Annotated in this window: 24 protein-coding genes; 8 read left to right on the top strand and 16 right to left on the bottom strand. The window is 63.0% G+C overall.

Going from position 1 to position 26,956, the window contains the following annotated elements; all coding sequences use genetic code 11:
• Window positions 1-2 precede the first annotated feature (2 nt).
• Together BM026_RS08670 and BM026_RS08665 are read left to right on the top strand one after the other, a co-directional pair.
• Window positions 3-383: a hypothetical protein gene (locus BM026_RS08670; RefSeq protein WP_093124398.1), complete on the top strand. Its 381-nt coding sequence runs from the start codon at window positions 3-5 to the stop codon at window positions 381-383.
• A gap of 113 nt (window positions 384-496) precedes the next feature.
• Entirely contained in the window at window positions 497-2,008 is a 1,512-nt protein-coding gene (locus BM026_RS08665) for a hypothetical protein (RefSeq protein ID WP_071492122.1), read from the top strand.
• Window positions 2,009-2,068: 60 nt separating this feature from the next.
• Here BM026_RS08665 and BM026_RS08660 read toward each other — a convergent pair whose 3' ends face one another.
• Both BM026_RS08660 and BM026_RS08655 read right to left on the bottom strand, forming a co-directional pair.
• Window positions 2,069-3,166 carry an SMP-30/gluconolactonase/LRE family protein gene (locus tag BM026_RS08660; protein WP_093528079.1) on the bottom strand — a complete coding sequence of 366 codons (1,098 nt, stop codon included), beginning with the start codon at window positions 3,164-3,166 and terminating at the stop codon, window positions 2,069-2,071.
• Complete coding sequence (locus tag BM026_RS08655; RefSeq protein WP_093528076.1) at window positions 3,163-3,840, bottom strand: sterol desaturase family protein; 678 nt, start codon at window positions 3,838-3,840, stop codon at window positions 3,163-3,165. Before BM026_RS08655 ends, BM026_RS08660 begins: the two co-directional genes overlap by 4 nt.
• A 294-nt stretch (window positions 3,841-4,134) precedes the next feature.
• On the opposite strand from BM026_RS08655, the gene BM026_RS08650 reads away from it, so the two are divergent.
• The 6 genes from BM026_RS08650 to BM026_RS08625 all read left to right on the top strand — a co-directional run bounded on the left by BM026_RS08650 (window position 4,135) and on the right by BM026_RS08625 (window position 10,951).
• Window positions 4,135-5,058 (top strand): substrate-binding domain-containing protein, encoded by a 924-nt coding sequence (locus BM026_RS08650; RefSeq protein ID WP_093528073.1) that lies wholly within the window; start codon window positions 4,135-4,137, stop codon window positions 5,056-5,058.
• 63 nt (window positions 5,059-5,121) lie between these two features.
• A complete protein-coding gene (locus tag BM026_RS08645; protein WP_093512974.1) occupies window positions 5,122-6,630 on the top strand; it encodes a sugar ABC transporter ATP-binding protein in 1,509 nt (502 codons plus the stop codon).
• Entirely contained in the window at window positions 6,596-7,588 is a 993-nt protein-coding gene (locus BM026_RS08640) for an ABC transporter permease (RefSeq protein WP_093512972.1), read from the top strand. Before BM026_RS08645 ends, BM026_RS08640 begins: the two co-directional genes overlap by 35 nt.
• A gap of 22 nt (window positions 7,589-7,610) precedes the next feature.
• Window positions 7,611-8,690, top strand: a complete 1,080-nt coding sequence (locus BM026_RS08635; RefSeq protein WP_078049332.1) for an alcohol dehydrogenase catalytic domain-containing protein — start codon at window positions 7,611-7,613, stop codon at window positions 8,688-8,690.
• 2 nt (window positions 8,691-8,692) lie between these two features.
• Window positions 8,693-10,225, top strand: coding sequence for an FGGY-family carbohydrate kinase (locus tag BM026_RS08630; protein ID WP_093528070.1), 1,533 nt, complete (start codon window positions 8,693-8,695; stop codon window positions 10,223-10,225).
• Window positions 10,226-10,951: an SDR family oxidoreductase gene (locus BM026_RS08625; RefSeq protein ID WP_071492114.1), complete on the top strand. Its 726-nt coding sequence runs from the start codon at window positions 10,226-10,228 to the stop codon at window positions 10,949-10,951.
• Here the strand turns inward: BM026_RS08625 and BM026_RS08620 are convergent.
• From BM026_RS08620 to BM026_RS08555, 14 genes are all read right to left on the bottom strand, one after another.
• Window positions 10,948-11,952 carry a LacI family DNA-binding transcriptional regulator gene (locus tag BM026_RS08620; protein ID WP_092244607.1) on the bottom strand — a complete coding sequence of 335 codons (1,005 nt, stop codon included), beginning with the start codon at window positions 11,950-11,952 and terminating at the stop codon, window positions 10,948-10,950. The two genes, BM026_RS08625 and BM026_RS08620, sit on opposite strands and share 4 nt — an antisense overlap.
• 58 nt (window positions 11,953-12,010) lie before the next feature.
• Window positions 12,011-12,874: a LysR family transcriptional regulator gene (locus tag BM026_RS08615; protein ID WP_092244610.1), complete on the bottom strand. Its 864-nt coding sequence runs from the start codon at window positions 12,872-12,874 to the stop codon at window positions 12,011-12,013.
• Window positions 12,875-13,050: 176 nt separating this feature from the next.
• On the bottom strand, window positions 13,051-14,457 hold the full coding sequence (locus BM026_RS08610; protein WP_093528067.1) for an amidase: 1,407 nt from the start codon (window positions 14,455-14,457) through the stop codon (window positions 13,051-13,053).
• The gene (locus BM026_RS08605) at window positions 14,454-15,722 is read right to left on the bottom strand and encodes a Zn-dependent hydrolase (RefSeq protein ID WP_092244616.1); all 1,269 of its coding nucleotides are present in this window, start codon (window positions 15,720-15,722) and stop codon (window positions 14,454-14,456) included. Before BM026_RS08605 ends, BM026_RS08610 begins: the two co-directional genes overlap by 4 nt.
• Before the next feature lie 13 nt (window positions 15,723-15,735).
• Window positions 15,736-16,431, bottom strand: coding sequence for an ABC transporter ATP-binding protein (locus BM026_RS08600; protein ID WP_028617000.1), 696 nt, complete (start codon window positions 16,429-16,431; stop codon window positions 15,736-15,738).
• A complete protein-coding gene (locus tag BM026_RS08595; protein WP_071492108.1) occupies window positions 16,431-17,180 on the bottom strand; it encodes an ABC transporter ATP-binding protein in 750 nt (249 codons plus the stop codon). The genes BM026_RS08600 and BM026_RS08595 overlap by 1 nt, the downstream gene beginning before the upstream one ends.
• On the bottom strand, window positions 17,177-18,187 hold the full coding sequence (locus BM026_RS08590) for a branched-chain amino acid ABC transporter permease (RefSeq protein ID WP_093124359.1): 1,011 nt from the start codon (window positions 18,185-18,187) through the stop codon (window positions 17,177-17,179). Before BM026_RS08590 ends, BM026_RS08595 begins: the two co-directional genes overlap by 4 nt.
• A 1-nt stretch (window position 18,188) precedes the next feature.
• Window positions 18,189-19,049, bottom strand: a complete 861-nt coding sequence (locus BM026_RS08585; protein ID WP_015884776.1) for a branched-chain amino acid ABC transporter permease — start codon at window positions 19,047-19,049, stop codon at window positions 18,189-18,191.
• A gap of 57 nt (window positions 19,050-19,106) precedes the next feature.
• Window positions 19,107-20,309: an ABC transporter substrate-binding protein gene (locus BM026_RS08580; protein ID WP_092244625.1), complete on the bottom strand. Its 1,203-nt coding sequence runs from the start codon at window positions 20,307-20,309 to the stop codon at window positions 19,107-19,109.
• A 225-nt stretch (window positions 20,310-20,534) separates the two neighbouring features.
• The gene (locus tag BM026_RS08575; RefSeq protein ID WP_015884774.1) at window positions 20,535-21,302 is read right to left on the bottom strand and encodes a FadR/GntR family transcriptional regulator; all 768 of its coding nucleotides are present in this window, start codon (window positions 21,300-21,302) and stop codon (window positions 20,535-20,537) included.
• A 107-nt stretch (window positions 21,303-21,409) separates the two neighbouring features.
• Window positions 21,410-22,159 carry an alpha/beta fold hydrolase gene (locus BM026_RS08570; protein WP_093528064.1) on the bottom strand — a complete coding sequence of 250 codons (750 nt, stop codon included), beginning with the start codon at window positions 22,157-22,159 and terminating at the stop codon, window positions 21,410-21,412.
• Between the two features lie 104 nt (window positions 22,160-22,263).
• Window positions 22,264-23,667, bottom strand: a complete 1,404-nt coding sequence (locus tag BM026_RS08565) for an efflux transporter outer membrane subunit (RefSeq protein WP_093528062.1) — start codon at window positions 23,665-23,667, stop codon at window positions 22,264-22,266.
• Window positions 23,660-25,648, bottom strand: coding sequence for a MacB family efflux pump subunit (locus BM026_RS08560; RefSeq protein WP_139217545.1), 1,989 nt, complete (start codon window positions 25,646-25,648; stop codon window positions 23,660-23,662). The genes BM026_RS08565 and BM026_RS08560 overlap by 8 nt, the downstream gene beginning before the upstream one ends.
• Window positions 25,632-26,801: an efflux RND transporter periplasmic adaptor subunit gene (locus BM026_RS08555; protein ID WP_092244633.1), complete on the bottom strand. Its 1,170-nt coding sequence runs from the start codon at window positions 26,799-26,801 to the stop codon at window positions 25,632-25,634. The genes BM026_RS08560 and BM026_RS08555 overlap by 17 nt, the downstream gene beginning before the upstream one ends.
• Window positions 26,802-26,956: the final 155 nt, after the last annotated feature.

Here is a 26,956-nt window from a genome sequence, read left to right as displayed (position 1 = left end):
CAGTGGACTTTTTTCTCGTTTACTCAGTCGTGCTGTTTGTTTGGTTGTTTTTTTCCTTAGGGGTGCTGATTTTTGCAAAATACATAAAGCTCGACGAGGTCGAAAGTTACTTCCTTGAAAACGAAAAGGTTCGCGAGAACAAGCGCTTCTGGAGCCGAAACCAGTGGATCGACAGGCAGCATCGCATGATGCTGATTTCTGACTTCTTTTCAAACTCAAAACGCCATGTGGAGGCCGGTTTGGTGACAGAGGCCGAACTGGCATCTGTTCCTGTAGCGCTCAAGCGTTGGATGGTGTGGCCCTACTACCTTTTGCAAATTTTGGCCGTCGCAACAGCAGTCTGGGGCTTCTGGCGCTGGTGGTGCGACATCCCCACTCCATAGAAATTGAAATTTCTTCAAAAAATACTGTACATCCATCCAGTTATATCCTACATTCCATCCCAGGTGACCGGACGTCACCTGAGCTTCACTTTTTAACTATGGATGGATAAAAAATGAAATCGAAAAAAGCCTTTATGCTGGGCGCGGCCATGGCGGCCTCCTGCTTCGTTTCGGCCTTCGCCCTGGCCGAGCAATACCCTCACCTGGCTGCACAAGCCGTTCAAACTGACATCAAGCAAAGCCTCAAAGCCGCCGGTATAGTGCCGGCCACCAAGGCCCCAGCGACGCTCAAGCAGCAACTCAAAGCGGGTGCTCAACTGAAAAAACCGGCGTTCGCCGCCAAGGCCCAGGCCGATTCGGTGGTGGAAGATCATGCCGCTCCGGCGCCGGTAACCCAGGTCAAGAAAGCCGATGCCCAGGCAGCGGCCGCCGTGCAGGCGGCACTGGTCCAGGGCTGTGAAACCACGCTGGATGTGAACCAGTTGTACACCATCAATGGCGTACAGACCGGTGACCTGCTGTGCTACCACTTCAACCTGCCACAGAAGGCGCGCATCAACGCGTTGCTGGTGGGTCAGACCGCAGGCACCGACATGTCTTTGACCCTGTTCCAGGACGATGGTCAAGGCAATCCGCTCCCGCTGGGCACCTCCAATAATCCAGGCACGGGCGATGAAAGCCTGAGCGGGGTGGTGCCTGCCGGTGACTACTACTGGTTCATGGAAGCCAACGCAGCGGTGCAGGGCTCCAGCTTCCAGTTCGGTGTGGCGGTGGATGCCAACATCGATGCCTATGAACCCAATGACACGCCCGACACGGCGTTTCAACTGCCGGATACCCTGAACTACATCAAAGGCAACGCCGACAGCCTAGACGATGTCGACTACTTTGATTTCACGGCGGTCCGTGGCCAGAGCGTAGGCATAGCCCTGACGGCCGACGCGGCCAGTGGCAGCACCCGTAACAAGTGGATCCTTGAGCGTTTCGATGGCAGCCAGTGGGTCACCGTGGGTGCGAATGTCGTGTCGACGTCGATCCCGAACCCGGGTGTCGGTGGGGTAGTCAAGGTGCGTGTTCGTCCGAACCAACACCCGAATGAGCCTTGGAGCGCAACGGGCAAATACAACCTGTCCTTCGGTTCCAACCCTCGGGTCAACAGCCCTGATGTAAAAGGCGAAGGCAACGTGTTGCGCATCCCTTACTCCGCGTCCGACGTGGGGTATGGCTACATGACCACCCAGGCCTATCGCGACCTGACCTGGACCATGGGGCTGTCGGACAGCACCGGCGCACCGCTGGTGGGGCTGCACCCGATCGTCTACCTCGACCAGCACATCAACCCCGACACCGGTGCTATCGTCTACAAAGGGTATTCGGCGGCTACCAACAGTGCCGGTCAGGCGAGTGGCACGATCAACGTGGGCACCTGCTTCGGTGACTTCCAGACCACCTTTGTCGACTACGCCCAGGGCTACAAAAACACTTGGCGTACCGACTTCAACTACGGGGTATGGCGCATGGAAGTGCTGGAATACCCAGGTATCGGCGTGGGTGGTGATAACACTGAGTTCGTCAGCTTTGGCCATCTGTGCAAGCAGACCCTGCTCAGCAGCACCAAGAGCTAAGCGTGTTTAACCAGTAACCACCAGGGCATACAGGCCGCGCGCCTGTATGCCCTTTTTGCGTCAGGGCGCCAACGCCTGTGCCAACGGCAACCGCGCCATGCTCGTGCCCTTCAACGAGCCCAGGTACAACCACTCGCCGTATTCCCGAGCGGTGGTAATGGGCGAGTAATTCCCCGCGCTGCCATCCTGCAAATTGGCAATCACCTTGCCTTGCGTATCCAACCCCAGCACAAAGGCTTTGCGCTCGATCGGCTTGGGCACCACCATCAACGCCCGCACCATCACTTTGCGCAGCAAGGGGTAGCCGGCGAAGCTGTCCAGCAAAGGGTTGCGCGGTGAATACAGCGCCACCCAGAAACGGTCCTGGCCGTTGAAACTGAGGTTGTCCGGCAGGCCGGGCAGGTTGTCGATAAACAGGTCATGGCTGCCGGCACGTTCGCCCTTGAGCCAATACCGGCTGATGCGATAGGCGCCGGTCTCATTGACCAGTACGTAATGTTCATCCGGGCCCAGGGCCACGCCATTGGCGAATTGCAGCTGGTCGAGCAGCACCTCGGTGGTGCTGTTGCTGAAGTCATAGCGCAGCAACCGGCCATCGCCACCATGCTCGATCACCGCTTCGCCGTCCTGGCCGTAACCCCAGCGGCTCGATGCATCACTGAAGTAGGCATAACGCCCGCTGGCGTCCACGGTGACGTCATTGGTGAAACCGAAGGGGACGTTATTGGCACCCGTGCTCAAGGTAGTGAGTTGGCGGTTTGCATCCAGGGCGAGCAGGCCCTTGATGCCATCGGCAATGATCAAGCGCCCATCCGGGTGCAGCGCCAGACCCAGGGGCCGCCCGCCGGTGTCGGCCAGCACCTCCAGGCTGCGGCTGTCGGGCGCGGTGCGGATGATGCGCCCGTCATGCAGGCCGCTGATCAGATAACCCTGTGTATCCAGCAGCAACGCCTCTGGCCCGGCGATGTCCTGGGCGCCGATCTTCTGCACGCCCTTGAGACGCTGGTTTTCGGCGTAGGGGCCGTCCTTCATCGAAGGTGGCTTGGGCGGTGTCCAGTTCACCGGTTGCACTTTGGTGGGCATCAGCAGCAAGAAGGCAACCACCAGCAGAAACAGCACAAACAACAGATGACGCAGTTTTTTGGGACGGGTACTCATGACGATTCCTGGTTGTCGTGGGGGCCCGGCTCCCAGTACAGGGTGCCGAACAGGTAATCCATCAGCGGGAGGACGATATTGAAATTGCGCCCCTGCATCAGCTCACGGCGGTGATGCAGGGCGTGCAACTGGTGCATCTGGCGGATCCACGGCAGGCGCGCCACCGGGTGGTCGGCGGGCAGGTGCTCACAGGCGTGAAACAATTCGTAAAGCAAATACCCGAGGATCATGCACCCGGCGAACAGGCCGGCGACGTTGGGACTCAGTTGCTTGATCAACCACCACGCGGGCAGTGTGATCGCCAGGCTGTGCAACACGATCAGCCAGGCCGGGAACAGGATGACGCGCCAGTCCCGGGGGCTGTCGTAGGTCATGTGGCCAGGGGTGAAAAAGCTGTGGTGATCGCCAGTATGGCGCGCATAAAACAGACGGGCCAAGGCGTGTTTGTGATGGCCAAGGTGGCGGTGCACCAGGTAGATACACAGGTTGAAGAACACCAGCGTCGCGGGCACGGTCAGCCATTGCAGTGCGGTGATCTGGTGCGTCGATGACCAGGCCAGGCTGATGCACACAATGCCGTAGCCGAACACGAAACTGGCGTGGAGCCAGGGGTTGTAGTGGCGCGCGACTTGGGCGCGGTAACGGGCGCGAAAGGTCTCGGTGGGATGGGCCATGGCAGGCAGCTCGGTATTTTTTATTGGAGGCTGAGCTTAGTTGGTACTCAAGATTGTGCGAGGTTTTGTGGTGCACACATGAACACGTGTGGGAGGGGGCTTGCCCCCGATGGTGGCGGGTCAGTCACTTACATCGCCAACTGACACTCCGCCATCGGGGGCAAGCCCCCTCCCACATTCCGACCGAAGCCGACCAGTGGCCCCTTGCGTCACCCGAATTTCCTTGTTAGCTTCTCGCAAAATGTTAACGATAACATTTGCTCTAACAATAAAAACAAAACAGAGAACCACGCCATGAAAATGCTCCCGAAAACCCTGTGTTTATTGGCTGTAAGCATCACCCTCGGCACCGCCGCCCCTGCTTTTGCCGACGCCGCCACGCCGATCCGCATCGGCGCGTCCTTCCAGGAAATCAACAACCCCTATTTCGTCACCATGAAAAATGCCCTGGAAGAAGCCGGGGCGAGCATCGGTGCGAAACTGATCATCACCGACGCCCGCCACGACGTGTCCAAGCAGGTCAGCGACGTCGAAGACATGCTGCAAAAAGGCATCGATATCCTGCTGATCAACCCCACCGATTCGGTCGGCGTGCAATCGGCCGTCAAATCCGCCCATGCCGCCGGTGTGGTGGTTGTCGCGGTCGATGCCCAGGCGGATGGCCCGCTGGATTCCTTTGTCGGTTCGAAAAACTTCGATGCCGGCTTCCAGGCCTGTGAATACCTGGCCAAGAGCATCGGCGACAAAGGCAACATCGCCATCCTCGACGGCATCGCCGTGGTGCCGATCCTGGAGCGTGTGCGCGGTTGCAAGGAAGCCGTGGCCAAGCACCCGGACATCAAGATTGTCAGCATCCAGAACGGCAAGCAGGAGCGCGACCAGGCGCTGACCGTCACCGAAAACATGCTGCAGGCGCAACCGACGCTCAAAGGTATTTTCAGCGTGAATGACAACGGCTCCCTCGGCGCACTCTCGGCCATCGAAGCCAGCGGCCTGGACGTGAAACTGGTCAGCGTCGACGGCGCGCCGGAAGCGATCAAGGCGATCCAGAAGCCGGGCAGCAAGTTCATCGCCACCTCGGCGCAATACCCTCGCGACCAGATCCGCCTTGCCCTGGGCATTGCCCTGGCCAAGAAGTGGGGCTCGCAAGTGCCGGCCACCATCCCGGTGGACATCACCTTGATCGACCGGGACAAGGCCAAGGATTTCAGCTGGTAAATCACCCGGGCCCCACGCCATCCGTGGGGCTTGCGGTCTCCTTCTGAATACGAGGTCGGCGGTATGAGCAGTCTTCTGAAGCTGGAAAACATCTGTAAGCGTTACCCGGGCGTACAGGCCCTAAAGTCCATCAACCTGCAGGTCGAGCGCGGCGAGATCCATGCCTTGCTCGGCGAAAATGGCGCGGGCAAATCGACCCTGATGAAGATCCTCGGCGGCGTCGAGCATCAGGACGAAGGCCAGATCCTGATCGATGGCCAGGCACGGCAGTTCGCCACCTACCGCGATGCAATCGCCGCTGGCATCGGCATCGTGTTCCAGGAATTCAGCCTGATTCCCTACCTCACGGCGGTGGAAAACATCTTCCTCGGCCATGAGCTCAGCAACCGTTTCGGCCTGCTGCGCAAGCGCGAAATGGTCGAGGCCAGCGAGGCCTTGTTTAAGCGCCTGGGCGTGACCATTGACCTGCAATGCGCAGTCAAGCACCTGAGCGTGGCCGAGCAGCAGTTTGTCGAAATCGCCAAGGCCCTGGCCCTGGATGCGCGCCTGCTGGTGCTCGACGAACCCACCGCCACCCTCACGCCCAGCGAAGCCGAGCTGCTGTTCGAGATCATGCGCGAGCTCAAGCGCCAGGACGTGGCAGTGATATTCATCTCCCATCACTTGGAGGAGATTTTCCAGGTGTGCGACCGCATCAGCGTGTTGCGCGACGGCGGCAATGTCGGCGTCACCGAGGTGGCCGACAGTGATATCGACCGCCTGGTCGAGATGATGGTCGGGCGGCGCCTGGAATGCAGTTTTCCGCCCAAACCGAGCGGCGCACGCGGCCCGCTGTTGCTGGAGGTCAGGGACATCCAGCTGGTGCGCAACGGGCCCCGCAACAGCTTCCAACTGCACAAGGGCGAGATCCTCGGTTTTGCCGGTCTGGTCGGCTCCGGTCGCACCGAACTGGCGCTGGGCATGATGGGCGCGCTGCCGTCAGTGAGCAAAGACGTGTGGCTGCGCGGTGAGAAAATCACCCTCGATGACCCGGCGCAAGCGCTCGCCCACGGCATCGGCCTGCTGCCGGAAAGCCGCAAGAGCGAAGGGCTGATCACCGATTTCAGCATTCGTGAAAACATCTCGCTGAACAACCTGCCCAAATACCAGAACGCTTCGGGCCTGATCGACAAGGCCAGGGAAAGCGCCAGCGTCGAAGACCTGATGCGTCAGCTGTCGATCAAGGCGCCCAGCGGCGAAAGCCGGGTGTTCAACCTCAGTGGCGGCAACCAGCAGAAGGTGGTGATCGCCCGCTGGATCAACCACCACTGCGACGTGCTGGTGTTCGACGAACCCACCCGTGGCATCGACGTGGGGGCCAAGGCGCAGATCTACGCGCTGATGCGCAGCCTCACCGCACAGGGCTACGCAATCATCATGATTTCCTCCGAGTTGCCGGAAGTCATCGGCATGTGCGACCGCGTCGCCGTGTTTCACAAGGGCGCCATCGTCAAGGTACTCGAAGCGTCCGCCGTCAATCCTCAAGAGGTCATGCGCCATGCAACAGGGGGCTCAAGTGAATACGTCCATTAACACCGTCGACAGCAGTCGGCTGCGCCTGAACCTGGCGCGGCTGGTGCGCTCGCCGGCGTTCTACCCGTTCGTGGGGCTGGTGGTGGTGACCCTGGTGATGATCCTGGCCAGCGACACCTTCCTCTCCGCCAGCAACCTGTCGAACATCGCCCGCCAGGTGTCGATCAACGCGATCATCGCGGTGGGCATGACCTGCGTGATCCTCACCGGCGGCATCGATCTGTCGGTGGGGCCGGTGATGGCGTTGTCCGGCACGCTCACCGCTGGCCTGATGGTCGCGGGCTTGCCGCCGGGCCTGGCGATTGGCGCGGGGATGTTGATCGGCGTGGCCTTCGGCATCGGCAACGGCCTGTTCGTCGCCTACCTGCACATGCCGCCGATCATCGTGACCCTGGCGACCATGGGCATCGCCCGGGGCCTGGGCCTGATGTACACCGACGGCTACCCGATTTCCGGGCTGCCGGAGTGGTTTGGCTTCTTTGGTCGCCAGAGCCTGTTCGGCATCGAAGTGCCGATCCTGATCATGCTGGTCACCTACGCCGCCGCCTATGTGCTGCTGCAACACACGCGCATCGGCCGCTACATCTACGCCATCGGCGGCAATGAAGAAGCGGTGCGCTTGTCCGGCGTGCGCGCCGCGCGCTTCAAGTTGCTGGTGTATGGCATCAGCGGCCTGACGGCGGCGATTGCCGGGCTGGTACTCACCTCACGCCTGATGAGCGGCCAGCCGAATGCCGGCGTGTCGTTCGAGCTGGATGCGATTGCCGCCGTGGTACTCGGCGGCGCGTCGATTGCCGGCGGGCGCGGGGTGATCGTGGGCACTTTGCTCGGCGCCATGCTGCTCGGCGTGCTGAACAACGGCCTGAACATGCTTGGCGTTTCACCCTACGTCCAGAGCGTGATCAAGGGCGGGATCATTTTGCTGGCGATTTTCATCAGCCGTCAGCGCCATAAATAAACTCAAGACAGGACCTAACACCATGGACAAGCACACCCAAATGCAAGCCGTCGTTTGCCACGGCCCCAAAGACTATCGCCTGGAGCGCATCGGCAAACCCCAGGCGCGCGCCAATGAACTGGTGATCCGCATCGCCGCCTGTGGCATTTGCGCCAGTGACTGCAAGTGCCACTCTGGCGCGGCGATGTTCTGGGGTGGCGACAACCCGTGGGTCAAGGCGCCGGTGGTGCCGGGGCACGAGTTTTTCGGCTATGTGGTGGAGGCGGGCGAGGGCGCCGAAGAGCACTTTGAAGTCGCGGTAGGCGACAAGGTGATCGCCGAGCAGATCGTGCCCTGCGGCAAGTGCCGCTTCTGCAAATCCGGCAAGTACTGGATGTGCGAAGTGCATAACATCTTCGGCTTCCAGCGTGAAGTGGCCGAAGGCGGCATGGCCCAGTACATGCGCATTCCCAAGACCGCCATCGTGCACAAAATTCCCGAGTCGGTGTCGCTGGAAGACTCGGCACTGGTGGAACCGATGGCGTGTTCGATCCACACCGTCAACCGTGGCGATATCCAGCTCGACGACGTGGTGGTGATCGCCGGCGCCGGCACCCTCGGCCTGTGCATGGTCCAAGTCGCCGCGCTGAAAACCCCGAAGAAACTGGTGGTGATCGACATGGTCGATGAGCGCCTGGAGCTGGCGAAGACATTCGGCGCCGATGTGGTGATCAACCCGTCGCGCGACAACGCCCGCGAGATCATCAACGGCCTCACCGACAACTATGGCTGCGACGTCTACATCGAAACCACCGGCGTGCCGGCCGGCGTGACCCAGGGCCTGGATTTGATCCGCAAGCTCGGGCGTTTTGTCGAGTTCAGCGTATTTGGCGCCGAGACCAGCGTCGACTGGTCGATCATCGGTGACCGCAAGGAGTTGGACGTACGTGGCGCGCACCTCGGCCCCTATTGCTACCCCATTGCCATCGACCTGTTCGAGCGCGGCCTGGTCACCTCCAAAGGTATCGTCACCCATGACTTCCCGCTGGACGATTGGGCCGAAGCCTTCGAGCTGGCCAACTCGACCAAATCGATCAAGGTGCTGCTGAAGCCGGTGGTTTGAGCATGAATTACGTGATGGGGGTCGACATAGGAACCCAGAGCACCAAGGCGCTGCTGGTGGATGGTCACGGCACGATCATCGCCCAGCACAGCCAGGGGTATCGCGTGGATACCCCGAAAGTGCGCTGGGCCGAACAATGGCCGCAGGTCTGGCTGGACGCGGTCGAGATCTGTGTGGCGCAGTGCATGGCCAAGGCCGGCGTGGCGAAAGACCAGGTCAAGGCGCTGTGCATCAGCAGCCTGTACGGCGGCTCGGGGATTGCGGTGGATGCGCAGCTCACACCGCTGCACCCGTGCCTGATCTGGATGGACCGCCGCGCCGGCGAGCAGGTGGCCTGGGTGCGTGAGCATGTGGACCTGGAGCGCCTGTTCGAGGTGAGCGGCAACTCGGTGGACAGCTACTACGGTTTCACCAAGATGCTCTGGCTCAAGCAGCACCAGCCCGAGGTGTGGGCGAAAACCCGCTACCTGCTGCCACCGAACAGCTACATCAACTGGTGCTTCACCGGTGAGTTGGCGGTGGACCACAGCAGTGCCGGCAACATCGGTGGCGTCTACGACGTGAAGACGCGTGGCTGGTCTGGCGAAATGCTCGATGCATTGGGCATACCGCCGGCGATGATGCCGGAGCGCCTGGTGTATTCCGGGGAGGTCGTCGGTGGGTTGCTGGAGGGGTGGGCTGCGCGTCTGGGCCTGCAGGCGGGGACACCGATCCTGGCCGGTGGCGTCGATGCGGCCATGGCAACCTTGGCGGCGGGAGTGACTCAACCAGGCAATCATGTGGCAATGATCGGCACCAGCATGTGCTGGGGGTACCTCAACCAGCAGGTGGATGCACACCATGGCCTGGTGAGCATGCCCCACGTCTACAACGGCCACCGCGACCTGTATATCTTTGGCGGTGCGATCACCGCCGGGGCTTCGGTGAGCTGGTTTCGCGAGCAGTTCTGCCAGGCCGAAGAGCAGCAGGCCAAGGCCAGCGGCCAGGACAGCCTGGCGTTGCTGGAACAGCGTGCGACGCATATCCCGGCGGGCAGCGAAGGGTTGTTGTTCCTGCCCTACCTGATGGGTGAGCGCAGCCCGGTGTGGGACGACCGCGCCAGTGGCAGTTTTGTCGGCTTGAACCTGTATCACAGCAGAATCCACCTGTACCGCGCAGTGCTGGAAGGGGTGAGTCTTGCCCTGCGGCACAACATCGAAGCGGGCACGCGCGGCGCGCATTCCCTGGACCCGCGCTTGATCGTGGTGGGCGGGGCGAGCCATTCGGACCTGTGGATGCAGATCATCGCGGACGTTACGCGGTATCCGGTGTACACCATCGTGCAGGAGGTTGAGGCGGCGTTGGGCGCGGCGTTGCTGGCGGCACATACGGTGGGGTTGGTGAGCGATGGGGAGATGGACAAGGGCTGGGTACAGCTGGAGTTGCGAGCCGAGCCCAAGGCGGAAGATGTCGAGGCGTACGACCGTGCGTTCGGCGAATACCTGAAGCTGTATCCGGCCCTGAAACCGATCATGCACAGCCTGCAGGAGAATTGAATGAACGCAGCCTTCGACTTCACCCATCACCGCATCCTCGTCACCGGCGCCAGCAGTGGCATCGGCCGTGAAATCGCCTTGCAACTGATTGCCAGCGGCGCCGATGTGTTTGCCCTCGGCCGCGACGCCCAAGCCTTGGCCGAACTCGGCTGCCATAGCCTCTGCCTGGACATCGCCGACAGCGCCGCCCTCGACAATGCCCTGCAAGACCTGCCGCCGCTGCACGGCCTGGTCAACTGCGCGGGTATCTCGCGCCTGGAGCCCGCCGCTGCCATCAGCGCCGAGGCGTTCGACCAGGTGATGCAGGTCAACGCCCGCGCCGCCGCGCAGGTCGCCAGCCGCGTGGCGGCAAAAATGATCGAAGCGCAGATCGCCGGCAGCATCGTCAACGTCTCCAGCCAGGCGTCATTGGTGGCGCTGGACGATCACCTTGGCTACTGCGCCTCCAAGGCGGCGCTGGATGCGATCACCCGTGTGCAATGCGCCGAGTGGGGCCGCTTCGGCATTCGCGTCAACAGCGTCAATCCCACGGTCACACTCACGCCGATGGCAGCCATGGCGTGGTCCGCGCCGGCCAAGCGTGACCCGGCGCTGGCGGCAATTCCCTTGGGGCGGTTTGCTGAAACTGCGGAAGTGGCCCTGCCGGTGCTGTTCCTGCTGAGCCGCGCGGCCAGCATGATCAGCGGCGTCAGCCTGCCCATCGACGGCGGCTATACCAGCCGCTAGCCGTTTTCCAACTGGCCGGCGATGACCACCTTGTCCCGGGGCTTGCCCGGGTCTTCGAGACGGTCAAGCAGCAGGCGTACCGCGCTGCTGCCGGCCAGCGACGCATCATGGGCCACGCAGGCGATGGGCACGCCGAAGATATCGGCGAAGGGCAGGCGGTCGATGCCGCAGATGGTCAGGCTGTCGTGGGGGATATTGTGCATGCGCAGCGCACGCAGGGCGCCGAGGGTGATCAACTGGTTGAACCCCATGATTGCGTCCGGCGCCGAGTGTTCGGCCAGGTAGTCGAGGGTGTGCAGGTAGGACGGCATCAGCGTGTAGTCGCCGGCCTGCACTTCGACCTGCACCTGCGGGTGTTCGGCCAGCACTTCACGCAGGCCTTTGAGGCGCTCCACAGTGATGCGTGAATGTTCGGGGCCGGTCAGCACCAGCAGGCGCCTGAGGTCGGGCGTCTGGCGCAGCAGGTAGTGCGCGGCCTGGATGCCGCTGTGGTAGTTGTCGAGCACCACGCGGCTGAACGGACTGTCGTGGATCGTGCGGTCGAGCAGCACCACCGGGGTCTTGCCGTTGGCCAGGCGTTCCAGGTAGTCGGGCTGGTAGCCCGGCTCATCCGAGACCGGCGACAGGATGATCCCCGCCACGCGGTAGCCCAACAGGGTGTCCACGGCCTTGCTTTCCAGTTCTTCCAGCTCATCGGTGTCCACCAGCATGATGGTGTAGCCGTGCTGCTTGGCCTCGCGGGAAATTGCCTTGATCATTTCGCTGTAGAACGGATTGTCTACCGAGGCGGTGATCACGCCGATGATCAGGCTTTCGCTGCGCTTGAGGCCGCGGGCGAATGCGTTGGGCACATAGTCCAGCTCCCGCGCCACTTCGAGGATGCGCGCCAGGGTGGCCGGCTTGACCAGGTCAGGTTTGCTCAGCGCCCGGGACACCGTGATGGTGGTCATGCCGACCTGTTTGGCGATGTCGCTGATGGTGACGGACTTTTTCTTGTTCATCGGTAAGGCTGCAAAAGGAAACACCCGCAGGCTAGCATGCGCGGCGGATATTGTTGCTTCAAATCAGCGGGTCCCAGCGCTGCGACCAGTCGCTTTCGGCCTTGACCACCTCGCGCAGCAACGCCAGTGCCTGTTGCAACACCGCCGAATCCCGCGCCCGTGAATACACCAGGTACGTGGGGAAGCTGAACTCCGGCGCCTTGGGCACGCGTTGCATCACGCCGCTGTCCAGGTAGCTCTGCACCACGCGGGTACGGAAATAACCGGCGCCGCCATTTTCCAGGATGTACTGCAACGCCAGCGGCCCCAGGTTGAAACTCAGTGCGGCGCGGGCCTTGTCGGGCAGGGCGGCGTCGTGTTGTTGACGAAAGCCGGGTCCCCAATCGATGTACACGTAGGGCGCCGGGTTGCTCGCCAGTTGCACCAGGATCAGTTTTTCCTCCAGCACCTGTTCCACTTGCAACCCAGGCCAGTACTGCGGCTGGAACACCAGCGCGGCGTCCAGCACACCCAGTTCCAGTTGGCGCAACAGGTATTCGCCTTCGCGGATTTCGGTGCGCAGGGCATGGCCGGGGATGTTCTGGCGCAGGGCCTGGGCCCAGCCGAGCATCAACGGGTTGCACAGGCTGACCTCGCCGCCGATGTGCAGCACGTTGCGATAGCCATCGGGCAATGGCAGGTCGCGTTTGGCCGCTTCCCAGGTTTGCAGCAACTGGTTGGCGTACACCACGAAGGCCTCGCCGTCGGCGGTCAGCCTGGCGCCGGCGCGGTTGCGGATGAACAGCGTGCTACCCAATTGGCTTTCCAGGCTCTTGACCCGTGCGGTGATGGCGGTCTGGGTGACGTGCAGTTTCTCGGCCGCTGCGGCGAGGCTGCCGCAGCGGGTGATTTCGAGGAAGGTGCGTGCCAGTTCGATGTCCATGAAACCCCCCGGGGATGAATGGGGGACAGTGTAATGGAATGCGCTCGAAACGGTGGGAGAAGGCTTGCTTCCAAGGTCTTTAGGTAGAACTGGCGAAAAGTACCCACAGTTGCAGTGTTCGTCCTTAGCCAGATAAGGCCAGGACCATCGGCGTGAAGCCCCTCCCACATTGGGTCCTACGGTGTTCTGATGATTGGCGCTTGCAGGTGCTTGGTCGGAAATGCCTTTGCATACGCCTGGCACACCCTCAACACCTGCTCATCGGCAAACCGCGCGCCCACCACATGCAAGCCCACCGGCAAGCCATTCGCCGCCAGCCCGCACGGCACCGATGCCGCCGGTTGCTGGGTCAGGTTGAAGGGGTAGGTGAAGGGCGTCCACTGCGTCCATGCCTGCAAGCCGGAGCCGGGCGGTACGTCGTGCCCGGCTTCGAATGCGGTGATCGGCATCATCGGCGACACCAGCACATCGTAATGCTCATGGAACGCGGCCATGCGCGCCACCAATGCGGCGCGGGCTTCAAGGGCGGCGCTGAAGTCGTCCAGGCTCAACTGTTCGCCGCGTTGTGCAATCCTTGACAGTCCGGGGTCCAGCAGTTGTTTTTGTGTCTCGCTCATGGCGCCGGTCAGGCGTGCCGCGCCGGCTGCCCACAAGGTGCTGAAGACGTCCAGCGGGTCGCTGAAACCGGGGTCGATCTGCTCGACATGGGCGCCCAGTTGTTCCAGGCCTCGCACCGCCTCCGCGACCACCTTGGCCACTTGTGGGTCGACCTTCACGTAACCGAAGTTCGGACTGTAGGCCACACGCAACCCTTTCAAATCCGTACTCGGCGTCAGCCATGGTGTGGTGCGTGGAGCACCGATCAAGCCATCGCGCGTATCCGGCTGGGCGATGGTTTGCAGCATCAGCACACTGTCTTCCACCGTGCGGGTCATCGGCCCCAGGTGCGACAGAATGGTCATGGAGCTGGCCGGCCACTGCGGCACATAACCGAAGGTCGGCTTGATCCCGAAGGTGCCGGTAAACGCGCAGGGAATGCGGATCGAGCCGCCGGCGTCGCTGCCCTGGTGCAACACACCGAGGTTCAACGCCGCCGCTGCGCCCGCGCCGCCGGACGAGCCGCCCGCCGTGGTGCGGGTGTCCCAGGGGTTGCGGGTGATGCCGTACAGCGGGTTGTCGGTGACGCCTTTCCAGCCGAATTCCGGGGTGGTGGTCTTGCCCAGCAGCACCGCGCCGGCCTTGCGCATGAAGGCCGTGAAAGGCGCGTCGACGTCCCAGGGCCCTTCGGCGGATGACGTGCGCGAGCCCTTGCGGGTCGGCATGCCGATGGTCAGCGTCAGGTCCTTGATCGACGCCGGCACGCCGTCCAACGGCCCGCAGGGTTGGCCCTTAAGCCAGCGTTGTTCCGAGGCGCGTGCGGCGTTCAGCGCACCTTCCGGGTCGACGTGGCAATAGGCGTTCACCACCGGGTTGTAGCGCTCGATGCGCAGTAAAGCGTCCTCGGTGACTTCCACCGGCGACAAGGTCTGGTCGCGAAAATGCTGCAGCAGTTGCACCGCTGTCAGTTGGCCGATCTCGCTCATGCCACGTCCCCCTGTGCCGCATTGACCATGGCGCGCAGCAATACCGCGCAGCCGGCTGCCAGGTCATCCGGCGCGGCGTTTTCGATTTCGTTATGACTGATGCCGCCTTCGCACGGCACAAAGATCATGCCGGCCGGGCCGAGTTCGGCGACAAAAATCGCGTCGTGCCCGGCCCCGCTGACGATGTCCATATGGCTCAGGCCCAAGGCTTCGGCGCCGTCACGCACCGCATTGACGCAGGCCGGGGCGAAGTCCAGCGGTGGAAAGTCGGCGGTAGGCGTCAGCTCAAAGGTCAGGCCGTGTCGCTGGGCAGTGGCTTCGATCACGCCGCGCACTTCGTCGACCATGGCTTGCAGCTTGTCCGCGTGCAGGTGGCGCAGGTCGATGGTCATGTGCACCTGGCCGGGAATCACGTTACGCGAGCCAGGGTGCAGGCTCAGGCAACCCACCGTGCCGCAGGCGTGGGGCTGCTGTTGATGGGCGATGCGGTTGACTGCGCTGACCACCTCGGCGGCGCCGACCAGGGCGTCCTTGCGCAGGTGCATCGGCGTCGGGCCGGCGTGGGCCTCTACGCCGGTAAGGGTCAGATCGAACCACTTCTGCCCCAGGCACCCCATGACCACGCCAATGGTAGTGGCCTGGTCTTCCAGTACCGGGCCTTGTTCGATATGTGCTTCGAAGTAGGCACCGACCGGGTGGCCGAGCACGGCGCGGGAACCGGCGTAACCGATGCGCTGCAATTCGGCGCCCACCGACAGGCCCCGGTCATCGACTTTGTCGAGGGTGTCCTGCAAGTCGAACTTACCGGCAAATACCCCGGAGCCCATCATGCACGGCGGAAAACGCGAGCCTTCTTCGTTGGTCCACACCACCACTTCAATCGGCGCTTGGGTTTCGATGTCCAGGTCATTCAGGGTGCGGATCACTTCCAGCCCGGCCATCACCCCGTAGCATCCGTCGAACTTGCCGCCAGTGGGTTGGGTGTCGATATGGCTGCCGGTCATCACCGGGGGCAGGGCGGGGTTGCGCCCGGCGCGGCGGGCAAAGATATTGCCGATGGCGTCGACACTGACGCTGCACCCGGCGGCCTCGCACCACTGCACGAACAGGTCGCGGGCCTGGCGGTCGAGGTCGGTGAGGGCCAGGCGGCACACGCCGCCCTTGGCGGTGGCGCCGAGTCGGGCCAGGTCCATCAGCGATTGCCACAGGCGGTCGCGGTTGATCAATAGGGCGTTGCTCTGGAGCGGTTGCGCAAAACTGTTCATCTGCAATCTCCGGTCAGGCACTCAGGGCCAAATAACGGTTTTTGATCGTAGGGTCGGCGCGGAAGGCTTCGGCGCTGCCTTCGTAGACGACACGGCCCTGTTCAAGCACGTAATGGCGGTCGGCGAGCTTGTCGCAGACCATCAGGTTCTGTTCCACCAGCAGCACCGGCAGGCCATCGTCCTTGACCTTGCGCAGGATTTTCACCAGTTCGTCGACGATCACCGGGGCCAGGCCTTCGGTGGGTTCATCGAGGATCAGCAGCTTGGGGTCGTTGAGCAGCGCACGGGCGATGGCGAGCATCTGTTGCTCGCCGCCGGACAGCGCATGGCCGGCGTTTTTGCGGCGCTCCTTGAGGCGCGGGAACATGGCGTACACGTCTTCGAGTTGCCAGCGGCTGGTCTTGCGTGCGGCGATGCGCAGGTTTTCCTCGACGGTGAGCAAGCGGAAAATCCCACGGTTCTCCGGGACCAATGCCAAACCCTGACGGGCGATTTCGAAGATCTTCTGCCCGACCAGCGCCTGGCCGTTGAAGTGGATCTGGCCCTGGCGCGGGCAGATGATGCCGAGGATGCTGCGCAGGGTGGTGGTCTTGCCGGCGCCATTGCGCCCCAGCAGCGTTACCAGTTCGCCGGGGTTGACGGTCAGCGACACGCCTTCCAGCACGTGGCTCTTGTCGTAGTAGGAATGGATATTCTCGACGATCAGCATCAGGCAGCCTCCCCAAGGTATGCGGTGCGCACACGTTCATCGGCGCGCACGAATTCCGGCGTGCCTTCCACCAGGATCTGGCCGTGGCTCATCACCGTGATGCGTTGGCTGATGGACATGACAATGCTCATGTTGTGTTCGATCAGCAGTACGGTGTGATCGCGGCCGAGGTCGCTGATCAACTGGGTCATGATCGGGATATCGTCGATGCCCATGCCCGAGGTGGGTTCATCCAGCATCAACAGTTTCGGCTTGGAGCAGATCGACATGCCCACCTCCAGTACCCGTTGCTGGCCGTGGGACAACTCGCCGGCCAGGGTGTCGGCGCGGGCGGTGAGTTGCAGGCGTTCGAGCACCTGGTCGGCCATCTCCAGGTGTTCGCGCTGGCTGTCCACGCGACGCCAGAAGTTGAGGGCACGTGCGCCGTCACGGCCCTGAGCGGCCAGGCGCAGGTTCTCGCGCACGCTGAGGTTCTGGAACAGGCTGGTCAGCTGGAACGAACGCGCCATGCCCAGGCCCACACGGCCGTGGGCGGGCTTGCGCATCAGGTTTTTACCGTCGAAATGAATTGCTCCAGCGGTGGCCTGGCGCTCGCCGGTGAGGCAGTGGAACAGGCTGGTCTTGCCGGCACCGTTGGGGCCGATGATGGTGTGGATGGTGCCGGCCTCGACCTTGAGGTTGACGCCATTCACTGCGTGGAACGCGCCGTAGGCCAGTTCCAGGTCCTGGGTTTCCAGCAGGATGCTCATAGCCCTTCCTCCTTGGCGATAACCACGTTCTTGCGGCTGCCGCGTACCTTCTCGAACAGCGACGCCAGGCCGCCCCACAAACCACCGCGCATGAAGATCACCACCAGGATCAGGATCACCCCCAGCAGCATCAGCCAGCGCGGCCACAGGTCGGAGAGGAAATCCCCGAGCAGCACGATGGAACCGGCGCCCAGCAACGAGCCAAACAGCGAACCGGTGCCGCCGACGATGGTCATGATCAGGATGTTCTCGGACATCGCCAGGTCGATGTTCGACAGCGGCACAAAGTGCAGCAGCATGGCGTACAGCGCCCCGGCAATCCCGGTGACGGCGCCGGACAGCACGAACACCAGGATCTTGAAGTGCCGCGTGTCGTAGCCGATGGCCGAGGCGCGGGTTTCGTTTTCACGGATCGCCATCAGCGTGCTGCCGAACGGCGAGGCGATCACCCGGCGCGCACCGATGAAGATCAGCAGGAACAGCACCGCGACAAAACCGTAGAACGCGCGGGCGTCGGCCAGGGACAGCAGCACGGTGTCGCCGAGGCGGATTTCCGGGCGCGGCACGCTGAGCAGGCCGTTGTCGCCGCCGGTCCAGTCGCTGAGGGTGTAGGCGACAAAATACGCCATCTGGCTGAACGCCAGGGTCAGCATCACGAAATAGATACCGGTACGCCGGATCGCCAGGGCACCCACCAGCAAGGCCAGGAACCCACCCGCAATGGCGGCGCCGAGCAACGCGGTGAACAGGCCCAGTTGCAGGTGGATCATCAGCAGCGCCGCACAGTACGCGCCGGCCCCGAAGAAGATGCCTTGGCCGAACGACAGCAGCCCGGTGTAGCCCAGCAACAGGTTGCAGGCCAGGGCGGCCATGGCAAAGATCAGGATCTCGGTGGCCAGGGTCGCCGACGGCAAGATCAGCGGCAGGCCGATCAATACCGCCAACACCCACAGCAGCATTGCGCGCGATTGCGTCTTGGCAAACGGCAGGGGATTTTTCTCGCTCATGTCAGGCTCTCCCGAACAGGCCGTAGGGACGGACCAGAATCACCACGGCCATCGCGCCGTAGATCATCAGGCTCGCACCCTGGGGCCAGAGTGTGGTCATCAGGCTTTGCACCACGCCCACCAGCAAACCGCCAACCAGCGCACCGCTGAACGAGCCCATGCCGCCGATCACCACCACCACGAAGGCGACGCCGAGGATCTCCGGGCCGACAAAGGGCTGCGCGCCGCGCAACGGTGCGAACAGCACACCGGCGACGCCGGCCAGGGCCACGCCGAGGGCGAAGGTCATGGAGAACAGGCGGAAAATATTGGTGCCCAGCAGCGACACGGTTTCGGTGCTTTCACTGCCGGCGCGCACCAGGGCACCGAAGCGCGTGCGTTCCAGCAGCAACCACAGGCCCAGGCCGACCAGCCCGGAAAACACAATGAGGAACAGGCGGTAGTAGGGGTACACGAAGTCACCCACCACCAGCACGCCGCGCAGCAGTTCCGGTACCGCGACGCTCTTGCCCACCGGGCCCCAGATCATCACGCTGGCCTCCTGGATGATCAGTGCAATCCCCAGGGTCACCAGGATCTGGAACATGTGCGGCAAGTGGTAGATCCGCTGGATCAACAGGCGCTCGATCACCCAGGCCAGTGCAGCCACCACCAGTGGCGCGATCAGCAACGCCAGCCAGAAGTTGCCGGTGAGGCTCACGGCGGTGTAGCAGATGTAGGCACCCAGCAGAAAGAACGCGCCGTGGGCGAAGTTGACGAAGTTGAGCAGGCCGAAAATGATCGTCAGCCCGACCGCAATGAGGAAGTAGATCATCCCCAGCCCAAGGCCGTTGAGGATCTGGAACAGGTAAAGATTAAGCATGCAGGAACCCTCGGCAGGACGCCGCTTGCGCGGCCCTGCGCTACAAAATTCAGGGGATCAGCCGAGCGTGCAGCCCGTGGCGTCCACCGGCGGGAACGATTGGCCGGCGCTGAGCACCTTGGCCAGGTCGTCCTTGTCGGCCATCTCGCTGCTGGCCTTGCCGATCAGCAGGTAGTAGTCCTTGATCACCTGGTGGTCGCCGGCGCGGATCGATTCCTTGCCGGTGGGCCCTTCGAAACTCAGGCCCTGCATGGCCTTGGCCACGGTCGGCCCGTCGAAGCTGCCGGTGGCGATGATGGTTTCGAGCATGACCCTGGTGCTGATGTAGTCGGCGGCCAGCGGGTAGGTGGGGTTGATGCCGTACTTGGCCTGGGTCAGCTTGACCAGTTCACGGTTGAGCGGGGTGTCGACCTGGTGCCAGTACTGTGCGCCAAGGTACACGCCCTCGAGTACATCGCTGCCCAGTTCCTGGAATTGGTCGAGTCCGGCGGACCACACCAGCAGCACTTTCATGCGCTCCTTGATGCCGAAGTTGACCGCCTGGCGCAGGGTGTTGGACGACTGGCTGCCGAAGTTGAGCAGCACCAGCACGTCGGGTCTGGTCGAGATGGCGTTGGTCAGGTAGCCGGAAAATTCCTGTTCCTGCAACGAGTGGTAGCTGTTGCCGACGTGTTCCAGGCCGTGTTCCTTGAGCACGTTTTTGGCGCCTTCGAGCAGGGCTTCGCCGAACACGTATTGCGGGGTGATGGTGTACCAGCGCTTGGCGTCGGGCAGCAGTTTGATCAGCGGCACCATGGTTTCGCGGATTGCGCCGTAGGTGGGCACGGACCAGCGGAACGTCGCCTTGTTGCAGTCCTTGCCGGTGACTTCATCGGCGCCCACCGGGGTCATGAACACGCCGCCGACCTTGTCGACTTCCTTGGCCACCGCCAGTGCCGACGAGGACAAGGTGCACCCCTGGAAGAACCGCGCGCCGTCCTGCTGGATGGCTTCCTGGACCTTGCGCACCGCCTTGCCGGCGTTGCCTTCGGTGTCGATGACCTTGTAGTTCAACGGGCGACCCAGCACCTGCGGGTACTGCTCCACCGCCAGGCGCGAACCCATGTCGGCAAACTTGCCATAGCTGGCAAACGCGCCAGACATGGACTTGAGGCCGTAAAAGGTAAAGGGCTCGGCGGCGAATGCCGAGCGCACGCTCAGCGGGAGGCTGAGGGCGGCTGCGGCGGTGAGACTGGCTTTCAACAACGTACGACGCTGCATGGGGTGACTCCCTGGTTTAGTTATTGGCAGGAGTGGCAATGGCGATACGGTGGAGCAAGGGCCTGTGGGCAGGCCTGTTATTGGATGAAACGATGTGTGGTTGAAATGCAGCCCACATGTGGGAGGTGGCTTGCCTCCGATAGCGGTGTGTCAGTCGACATTAATGTTGAATGTGCTGGCGTCATCGGGGGCAAGCCCCCTCCCACATGGGGTCTGTGGTGTTCTTTAAGAGTGATCGAACTCCAGTAGAAAATGCGGGCTGACCTGGCCTTCAAGGGCGGTCATGTGGTGTTCGGCATCGCACATGTGTTCATGCATCAAGCTGCGTACCGCGCTTTCATCCCCGGCACGAAAGGCGATCAGCAACTGCTTGTGATAATCCAGGTTGGCCGCGTCGAACTGCTTGCGCTTGGGCTTGTAGGCTTTTTTCAGCACCACCAGGTCGCGCAGCAGGTCGTTGAGAAACTGCGCCATGAAACTCAGCAGCGGGTTGGGGCAGGCCTTGGCCAGCAGGTTGTGGAACTCCAGCTCCGCCAGGCGTTGTTCGCGCTGGCCGGCCTCGCTGTCTTCCGGGGCGCTGCAGAAGTCCACGTTGTCTTGCAGGGCCTGGTAGTCGTCTTCGCTGAGGCGCCCGAGCACCGACACCGCCAGTTCCACTTCGATGACTTTGCGCAGTTGGTACACCTGTTCGCCGTCCAGGTGCTGGAAGTGCAGGTAGTTGCGCAATGCGCGGCTGGCCGGTTCGGTGCCGGCCTGGTTCAGGTAGGCGCCACCGCTGGGGCCGGTGCGGGTGCTCACCAGGCCTTCCACTTCCAGGGCCTTGAGTGCTTCGCGGGCAGAGCCCTTGGAGCACTGGAAGCTTTCCATCAACTCACGTTCGGTGGGCAGGCGGTCGCCGGGCTTCAAGGCGTCGGTGACGATGGAGCGCTTGACCGACTCGACAATCACATCGGACAGCTTCTGGCGTTTGCGTCGTAGCGGGCGGCTTAGCATGGGTTCGATTTATCGTATTAATGCGGATAAATAGCACTTAATAACGATCGACCCCCAACGTCAACGCCGGGTGTCGTTTTTGAGGACAACAGGTCGCAAACAGGGGGTTACTGTCCTTCGGCGGAATCCAGGCAGCGCGTGGAGCGTGGAGGTTGCTTGCCGTAGATCAGGAAGTCGCCCACCCAGCGGTTGATGCAACTGCTGGAGTCTTGTGTGGACGAGTCTTTCAGGCGCAGTTGTTCAACGAAGGGCGCCGCCATTTCGCTCGCGTGCGCGTTGACCAGTACCATGCGCGTGACCCGCTCGGGGAACAGCGTGGCGTAGCGGTTGCCCAGGCGTGCGCTGTCGGCATTGCCCAGGTAACGCAATTGAGCTTCCCCGAGTTGGGTACGTACGAACTCCAGGTCCTGGGCTGCCTGCTCGATGCCATTGTCGGTACTGAGGTCGCGGGTGCTGAGCTCGATGACGTCATAACGGTCGACCAGCCGGCGATAGGCTGGGTGGGAGTGGGAGCCCCACAGGCTGGCCAGGTGGATGACGAAGGTGCCGACCTGAGTCTTCTTGGCCGCGTCGCCGGCCTGGGCAATGATCACCCCTTCACGGTTCAACGGGTCGCGGGCCCCGACGCGGGTTACGTACAAGCGCAACCTGCCCTGGCGGGGTGCGGCATAATTGCGCGGTACGCTCACGGTGCCGCATTGGGTCCGTTCCAGTACCGCAGGGTCCAGGCGTTCAATGGAGGGCAGGGGACAGTCCAGCAACCAGTCGATGGCAGTGGGTGGGATCAACGGCTGGGCTGTAGCAAGGTTTGCCATCAGCCAGAGGCAGGCGCCCGTCAGGTGTTTTGCAGAAGTCATCGAGAGGTCCCGGGCAACCGTGTGATAGCGGCTTTTTTACCAAGGACCTTGGGTCGAAGAATGTAGGCTGAAAGAACGTCTGTTGTATGAAATTGGAGTTTTGTTTATCGGATCTCCGTCTGCCAGCCACCACCCAGTGCTTTGTACAGGGCGATACTGGCCTGTAGGCGTGACAAGCGCAGTTGCACGTTCTGGTCCTGGGCCGCGTACAGGGTGCGCTGGGTTTCCAGCACGGTGAGCAGGTCTTCGGCGCCGGCCTGGTAGCGGCTTTCGGCAATCTGGAACGCCGTCTGCGCCTGTTGCAGTTCTTCACGCTGCCATTCGCGTTGCTGGTCGAGGCGGGTGATGCTGCTGAGGGCTTTTTCCACATCGGCAAAACCGTTGATGATCGCGCCGCGATAGGTTTGCAGCAGTTCATCCTGGCGGGCGCGGGCCTTGTCGCGTTCAGCGCTTAAACGGCCGTTGTTGAAGATCGGGCCGACCAGGCCGGCGGTCAGCGTGTAGTAGGGGCTGCGCAGGATATCCAGGGCCTTGTAGGCATCCGAGCCCAGGGTTGCGCCCAGGGTGATGGCAGGCAGCATGGCGGCGCGGGCCACGGTGACGTCGGCCTGTGCCGCCGCCAGTTGTGCTTCGGCCTTGGCGAGGTCGGGGCGGCGGCTGAGCAGTTGGCTGGGCATGCCCGCGCCGATGGTTGGCCAGGTCAGCGCCTGGAAGCTCTCGGAGCCCAGGTCCAGGCCTTGTACCGGCTGGCCGAGCAGGGCGGCCAGGGTGATCCGCGATTCTTCGCTCAGTTGCTGGATCAGCGGCAATTGGCGTTGCTGGCTGGCCACCAGGCTTTTTTGCTGGGCCAGTTCCAACGCGGTGGCGGAGCCGGCGTCATAGCGGGTCTGCACCAGCGCGAGCACGTTGCGCGCATTGGCCAGGTTCAGCTCGGCAATCTGCTCGCGCTGCCGGGCGGCCAGGGTTTGCGCGTAGCGGTCGGCGACGCTGCTGAGCAGGGTCAGTTCCACCGTGGCCCGGTCGAACGCGCTGGCGCGCAGACTCTGTAAGGCGCTGTCGCGGGCGGCGGCGCGGCCACCCCAGAAGTCCACCTCGTAACTGGCGGTGAGGTTGGCGCTGTAGTTATCGACGGTATCATCGCTGCGTGTTGCGTCCAGGTCCGGGCCACCCGGGCCGCGCAGCAATTTCTGGCGGCTGGTGGCGAGGTTGAATTTCACCTCCGGCAGCAGCGGCGCGCCGGCGATCACTGCGCTGGCCTGGGCCTGGCGCACGCGGGCCGTGGCGGCGGCCACGTCGAAGCTGTCCCGGCGGGCCTGGTCGACCAGGCGATTGAGCTGCGGGCTGCCGAACTGGGTCCACCATTGCTGCTGGGTGGCCTGGGCGGCGCTGCGCTCGGTATATTGCCAGGCAGCCGGCGGTGCAATGCCGCTGTCGATGGCAGGCGGGTTGCCGGTGCAGGCGCTGAGCAATACGCAGAGGCCGGGCAGGTAAAGGGATCGTTTATTCACTGGTCAACGCCTTGACCGGATCGAGCCGGGCAGCTTTACGGGCCGGCATAAAGCCGAATACGACGCCGGTGACAAGGGCGCAACCGAATGCACCGAACACCGCCACCAGGGAAAACTGCACCGCCACCTTGGCCAGCACCAGCACGCCGCCCACCAACAGCGCGAGGGCGATGCCGCACAGGCCGCCGACCACCGAAAGCATCACTGCTTCGGTGAGGAACTGACGCAGGATGTCGCGCTGGCGTGCGCCGGTGGCCATGCGGATACCGATTTCACGGGTACGCTCGCGTACAGTCATCAACATGATGTTCATCACGCCAATGCCGCCCACCAACAGGGAAATCGCGGCAATCGAACCGAGCATCAGCGACAGTGTGTTCTGCGTGCGCGCCTCGGCCTGGATCATCGCGGCGTTGTTGGTCAGCTCATAGTCGCGCTTGCCGTTGTGCAGCTTTTGCATCAACTGGTCGATGGCCACCTCGGCCTCGCGGACCTTGCGCGCGTCCGCCGCGGCGATCACCACATACTCGGGGTTGTAGCTGCCGAACAGGCGCACGCTGGCGGCGGTGTAAGGGATGGCAACGCGATCGTCGCTGTCCTTGTTGCCGGAGCTGGCGCCTTTTTCCGCCAGCACGCCGATCACCTGGAATGGCACGTTTTCAATCAGGATGTACTGGCCGATGGGGTCGACCTCGCCCTTGAACAGCTTCTCGCGCACACGATGACCAATTACCGCCACGGTGGCAGCGGCACGCTCGTCGGCGGCAGTGAAATAATTGCCCTCGACCACCGGCCAATTGAAAATCTCCGGGAAGTTGGTGTCGTTGCCGCCCACGTAAGCCATGTAGTCGACATTGCCGAAACGCACCCCGGCTTCGTTGCCGTTGACCGGCATGATGCGCTGCACCTGCGGCAGGGCCGCCAGCGCATGCACGTCATCGAGCGTCACGATCCCCAGCGGCGTGCGCGGATTCGGCGATGAACCGCTGAGGTAGATGATGTTGGAGCCGAACGCCCCCATCTGCGCCATGACCTGGCGCTTGCTGCCTTCGCCTACCGCCAGCATCACCACCACTGACGCCACGCCGATGATGATGCCCAGCAGGGTCAGCGCGGTGCGGAAGCGGTTGATCCACATCACACGCCAGGCAGCTTGCACCGCGTCCACCAGTTCGGCTTTCCAGGCGCCATTGTGCTCGGCGCCGTCGGCCAGGCGCTGGCGCAGGTCCACGGCTTGCAGGGCCCCGGTGGTGGCTACGGGCCTGGTGTCGCTGTCGTTGGCCGAGTCACTGATGATCAAGCCATCGCGAATTTCGATGATACGGTTGGCCCGCGCAGCCACTTCGCGGTCGTGGGTAATCAGGATCACTACGTGGCCCTGGCTGGCCAGTTCGTCCAACAGGGTCATGACCTCGGCGCCGCTGTGGCTGTCGAGGGCGCCGGTGGGTTCGTCGGCGAGGATGATATGGCCGCCGTTCATCAACGCACGGGCGATGGACACTCGCTGCTGCTGGCCGCCGGACAGCTGGTGCGGACGGTTGCCGGTGCGCTCGGCCAGGCCCAGGCGGGTGAGCAGGGCGTTGGCGCGGGCATGGCGTTCGGCGGCGCTGATGCCGGCGTAGATCGCCGGCATCTCGACGTTTTCCTGGGCCGAGCCCGAGGGGATCAGGTGGTAGCCCTGGAACACAAAACCAAAGGCTTCGCGGCGCAGCCAGGCCAGTTCGTCGCTGTCCAGGTGCGCGACGTTTTCCCCGGCGAACAGGTAGTCGCCGGTGCTGGGGCGGTCAAGGCAACCGAGGATGTTCATCAACGTGGACTTGCCGGAGCCGGAGGCACCGACGATGGCGACGAATTCCCCGGCATGGATCGCCAGGTCGATGCCGCGCAACACGTCGACCTGCGGGCTGTCGCCGCCGCCGTAGGACTTGCGGATGTCCTTGAGTTCGATCAGGGGCGTGTTCACCTCAACCCCCGTTGCCATCGGCCGGGCCGACCAGCAGTTGATCACCTTCGTTCAGGCCGTCGAGTACCTGCACGCGCAAGCGGTCGCTGATGCCGACCTGCACCTGGCGCTGCTCGATACGGCCATTCTTGCCCACCACCCGGGCGATCTGCTGGTTGGCGTTGGCCGTGCCCTGTAGCGCAGCGATCGGCGCCGTCAGCGTATCCTGGGCCTGGCTGGCGACGAAAAATACCTGGGCGGTCATTTCCGCCATCAACGCGTTGTCGCTGTTGTCCACATCCAGCAACACGGTGTACAGCACCACGCGGCCGCTGCCGCTTTTATTCGAACTGTTGGGGCTGCCGCTGCCCTGGGTTTCGTTCAACGGCTTGGGCGGGATCGGCAGGATCTGCCGCACGGTGCTGGTCCAGCGCCGGTTGCCGCCGCTCAGGGTGGTGAAATAGGCGGTCATGCCCGGTTTGACGTGGCCGATATCAGCTTCCGAGACTTGCGCCCAGACGGTCATCGGCGACAGCTTGGCGATCCGCAGGATCAACGGTGTCTGCTGCTGCGCGTTGAGGGTCTGGCCGACCCGTGCGTCCACCGCGACCACGGTGCCGGTCATCGGCGCATAAATCCGCGTGTAGCCCAACTCGGCTTCATCACTGCGCAGGCTGGCCTGGGCTTGCAGGATCTGCGCCTGGAACATATCGACCCGGGCCTGGGTGGCGCTCAGTTCCGCCTTGGCGGTTTGTACGTCTTCCTCGCGGGTGGCGTTGCCGGCGACCAGGCGCTGCTGGCGCTGGTATTTCTGGCGCGCCAGTTCGTGCTGGGCCTTTTGCTCCTGCAACTGGGCCTTGAGGTTTTCGATGGCGTAGCGGCTGGCGTCGAGCTTGGCCTTCTGCGTGGACGGGTCGATCTCCACCAGCAGTTGGCCTTCCTGCACCTGGTCGCCGGCCTCGACGTGGATCTTGCGGATCTGCCCCGATGCCTGGGCGCCCACGTCCACATAACGACGCGGTTGCAGGGTGCCCAGGGCGGTCACGCTGTTTTCGATATTGCCGCGGGTGACGCTGACGGTGGTGAGGGTGTCACGCCCCGGCGGCAGCACCTGCCAGGCCGCGACGGCGATAATGGGGATCAGGCACGCGATAACGAGCAAGGCGCGTCGGGCGGGTCGAGGGCGTTTCATGCGTGGGTTTCCAGCCAGGAAAGTTCGGACCGCAGTTGCGGGGAGCTGACAAGTAAACGAGAGAATTGCGCGGGGATTTAGGCGGTTACATAAGCAGTTACAGCTCCCTTGAAGAAAAAAATCGTCCGTTGATGCGAGTCTGCTTTAAAAGTAGA

The organism is Pseudomonas sp. NFPP24 (genome assembly GCF_900112095.1).
Classification (GTDB): domain Bacteria; phylum Pseudomonadota; class Gammaproteobacteria; order Pseudomonadales; family Pseudomonadaceae; genus Aquipseudomonas; species Aquipseudomonas extremorientalis.
This window is presented reverse-complemented; position numbering and strand designations above follow the sequence as displayed.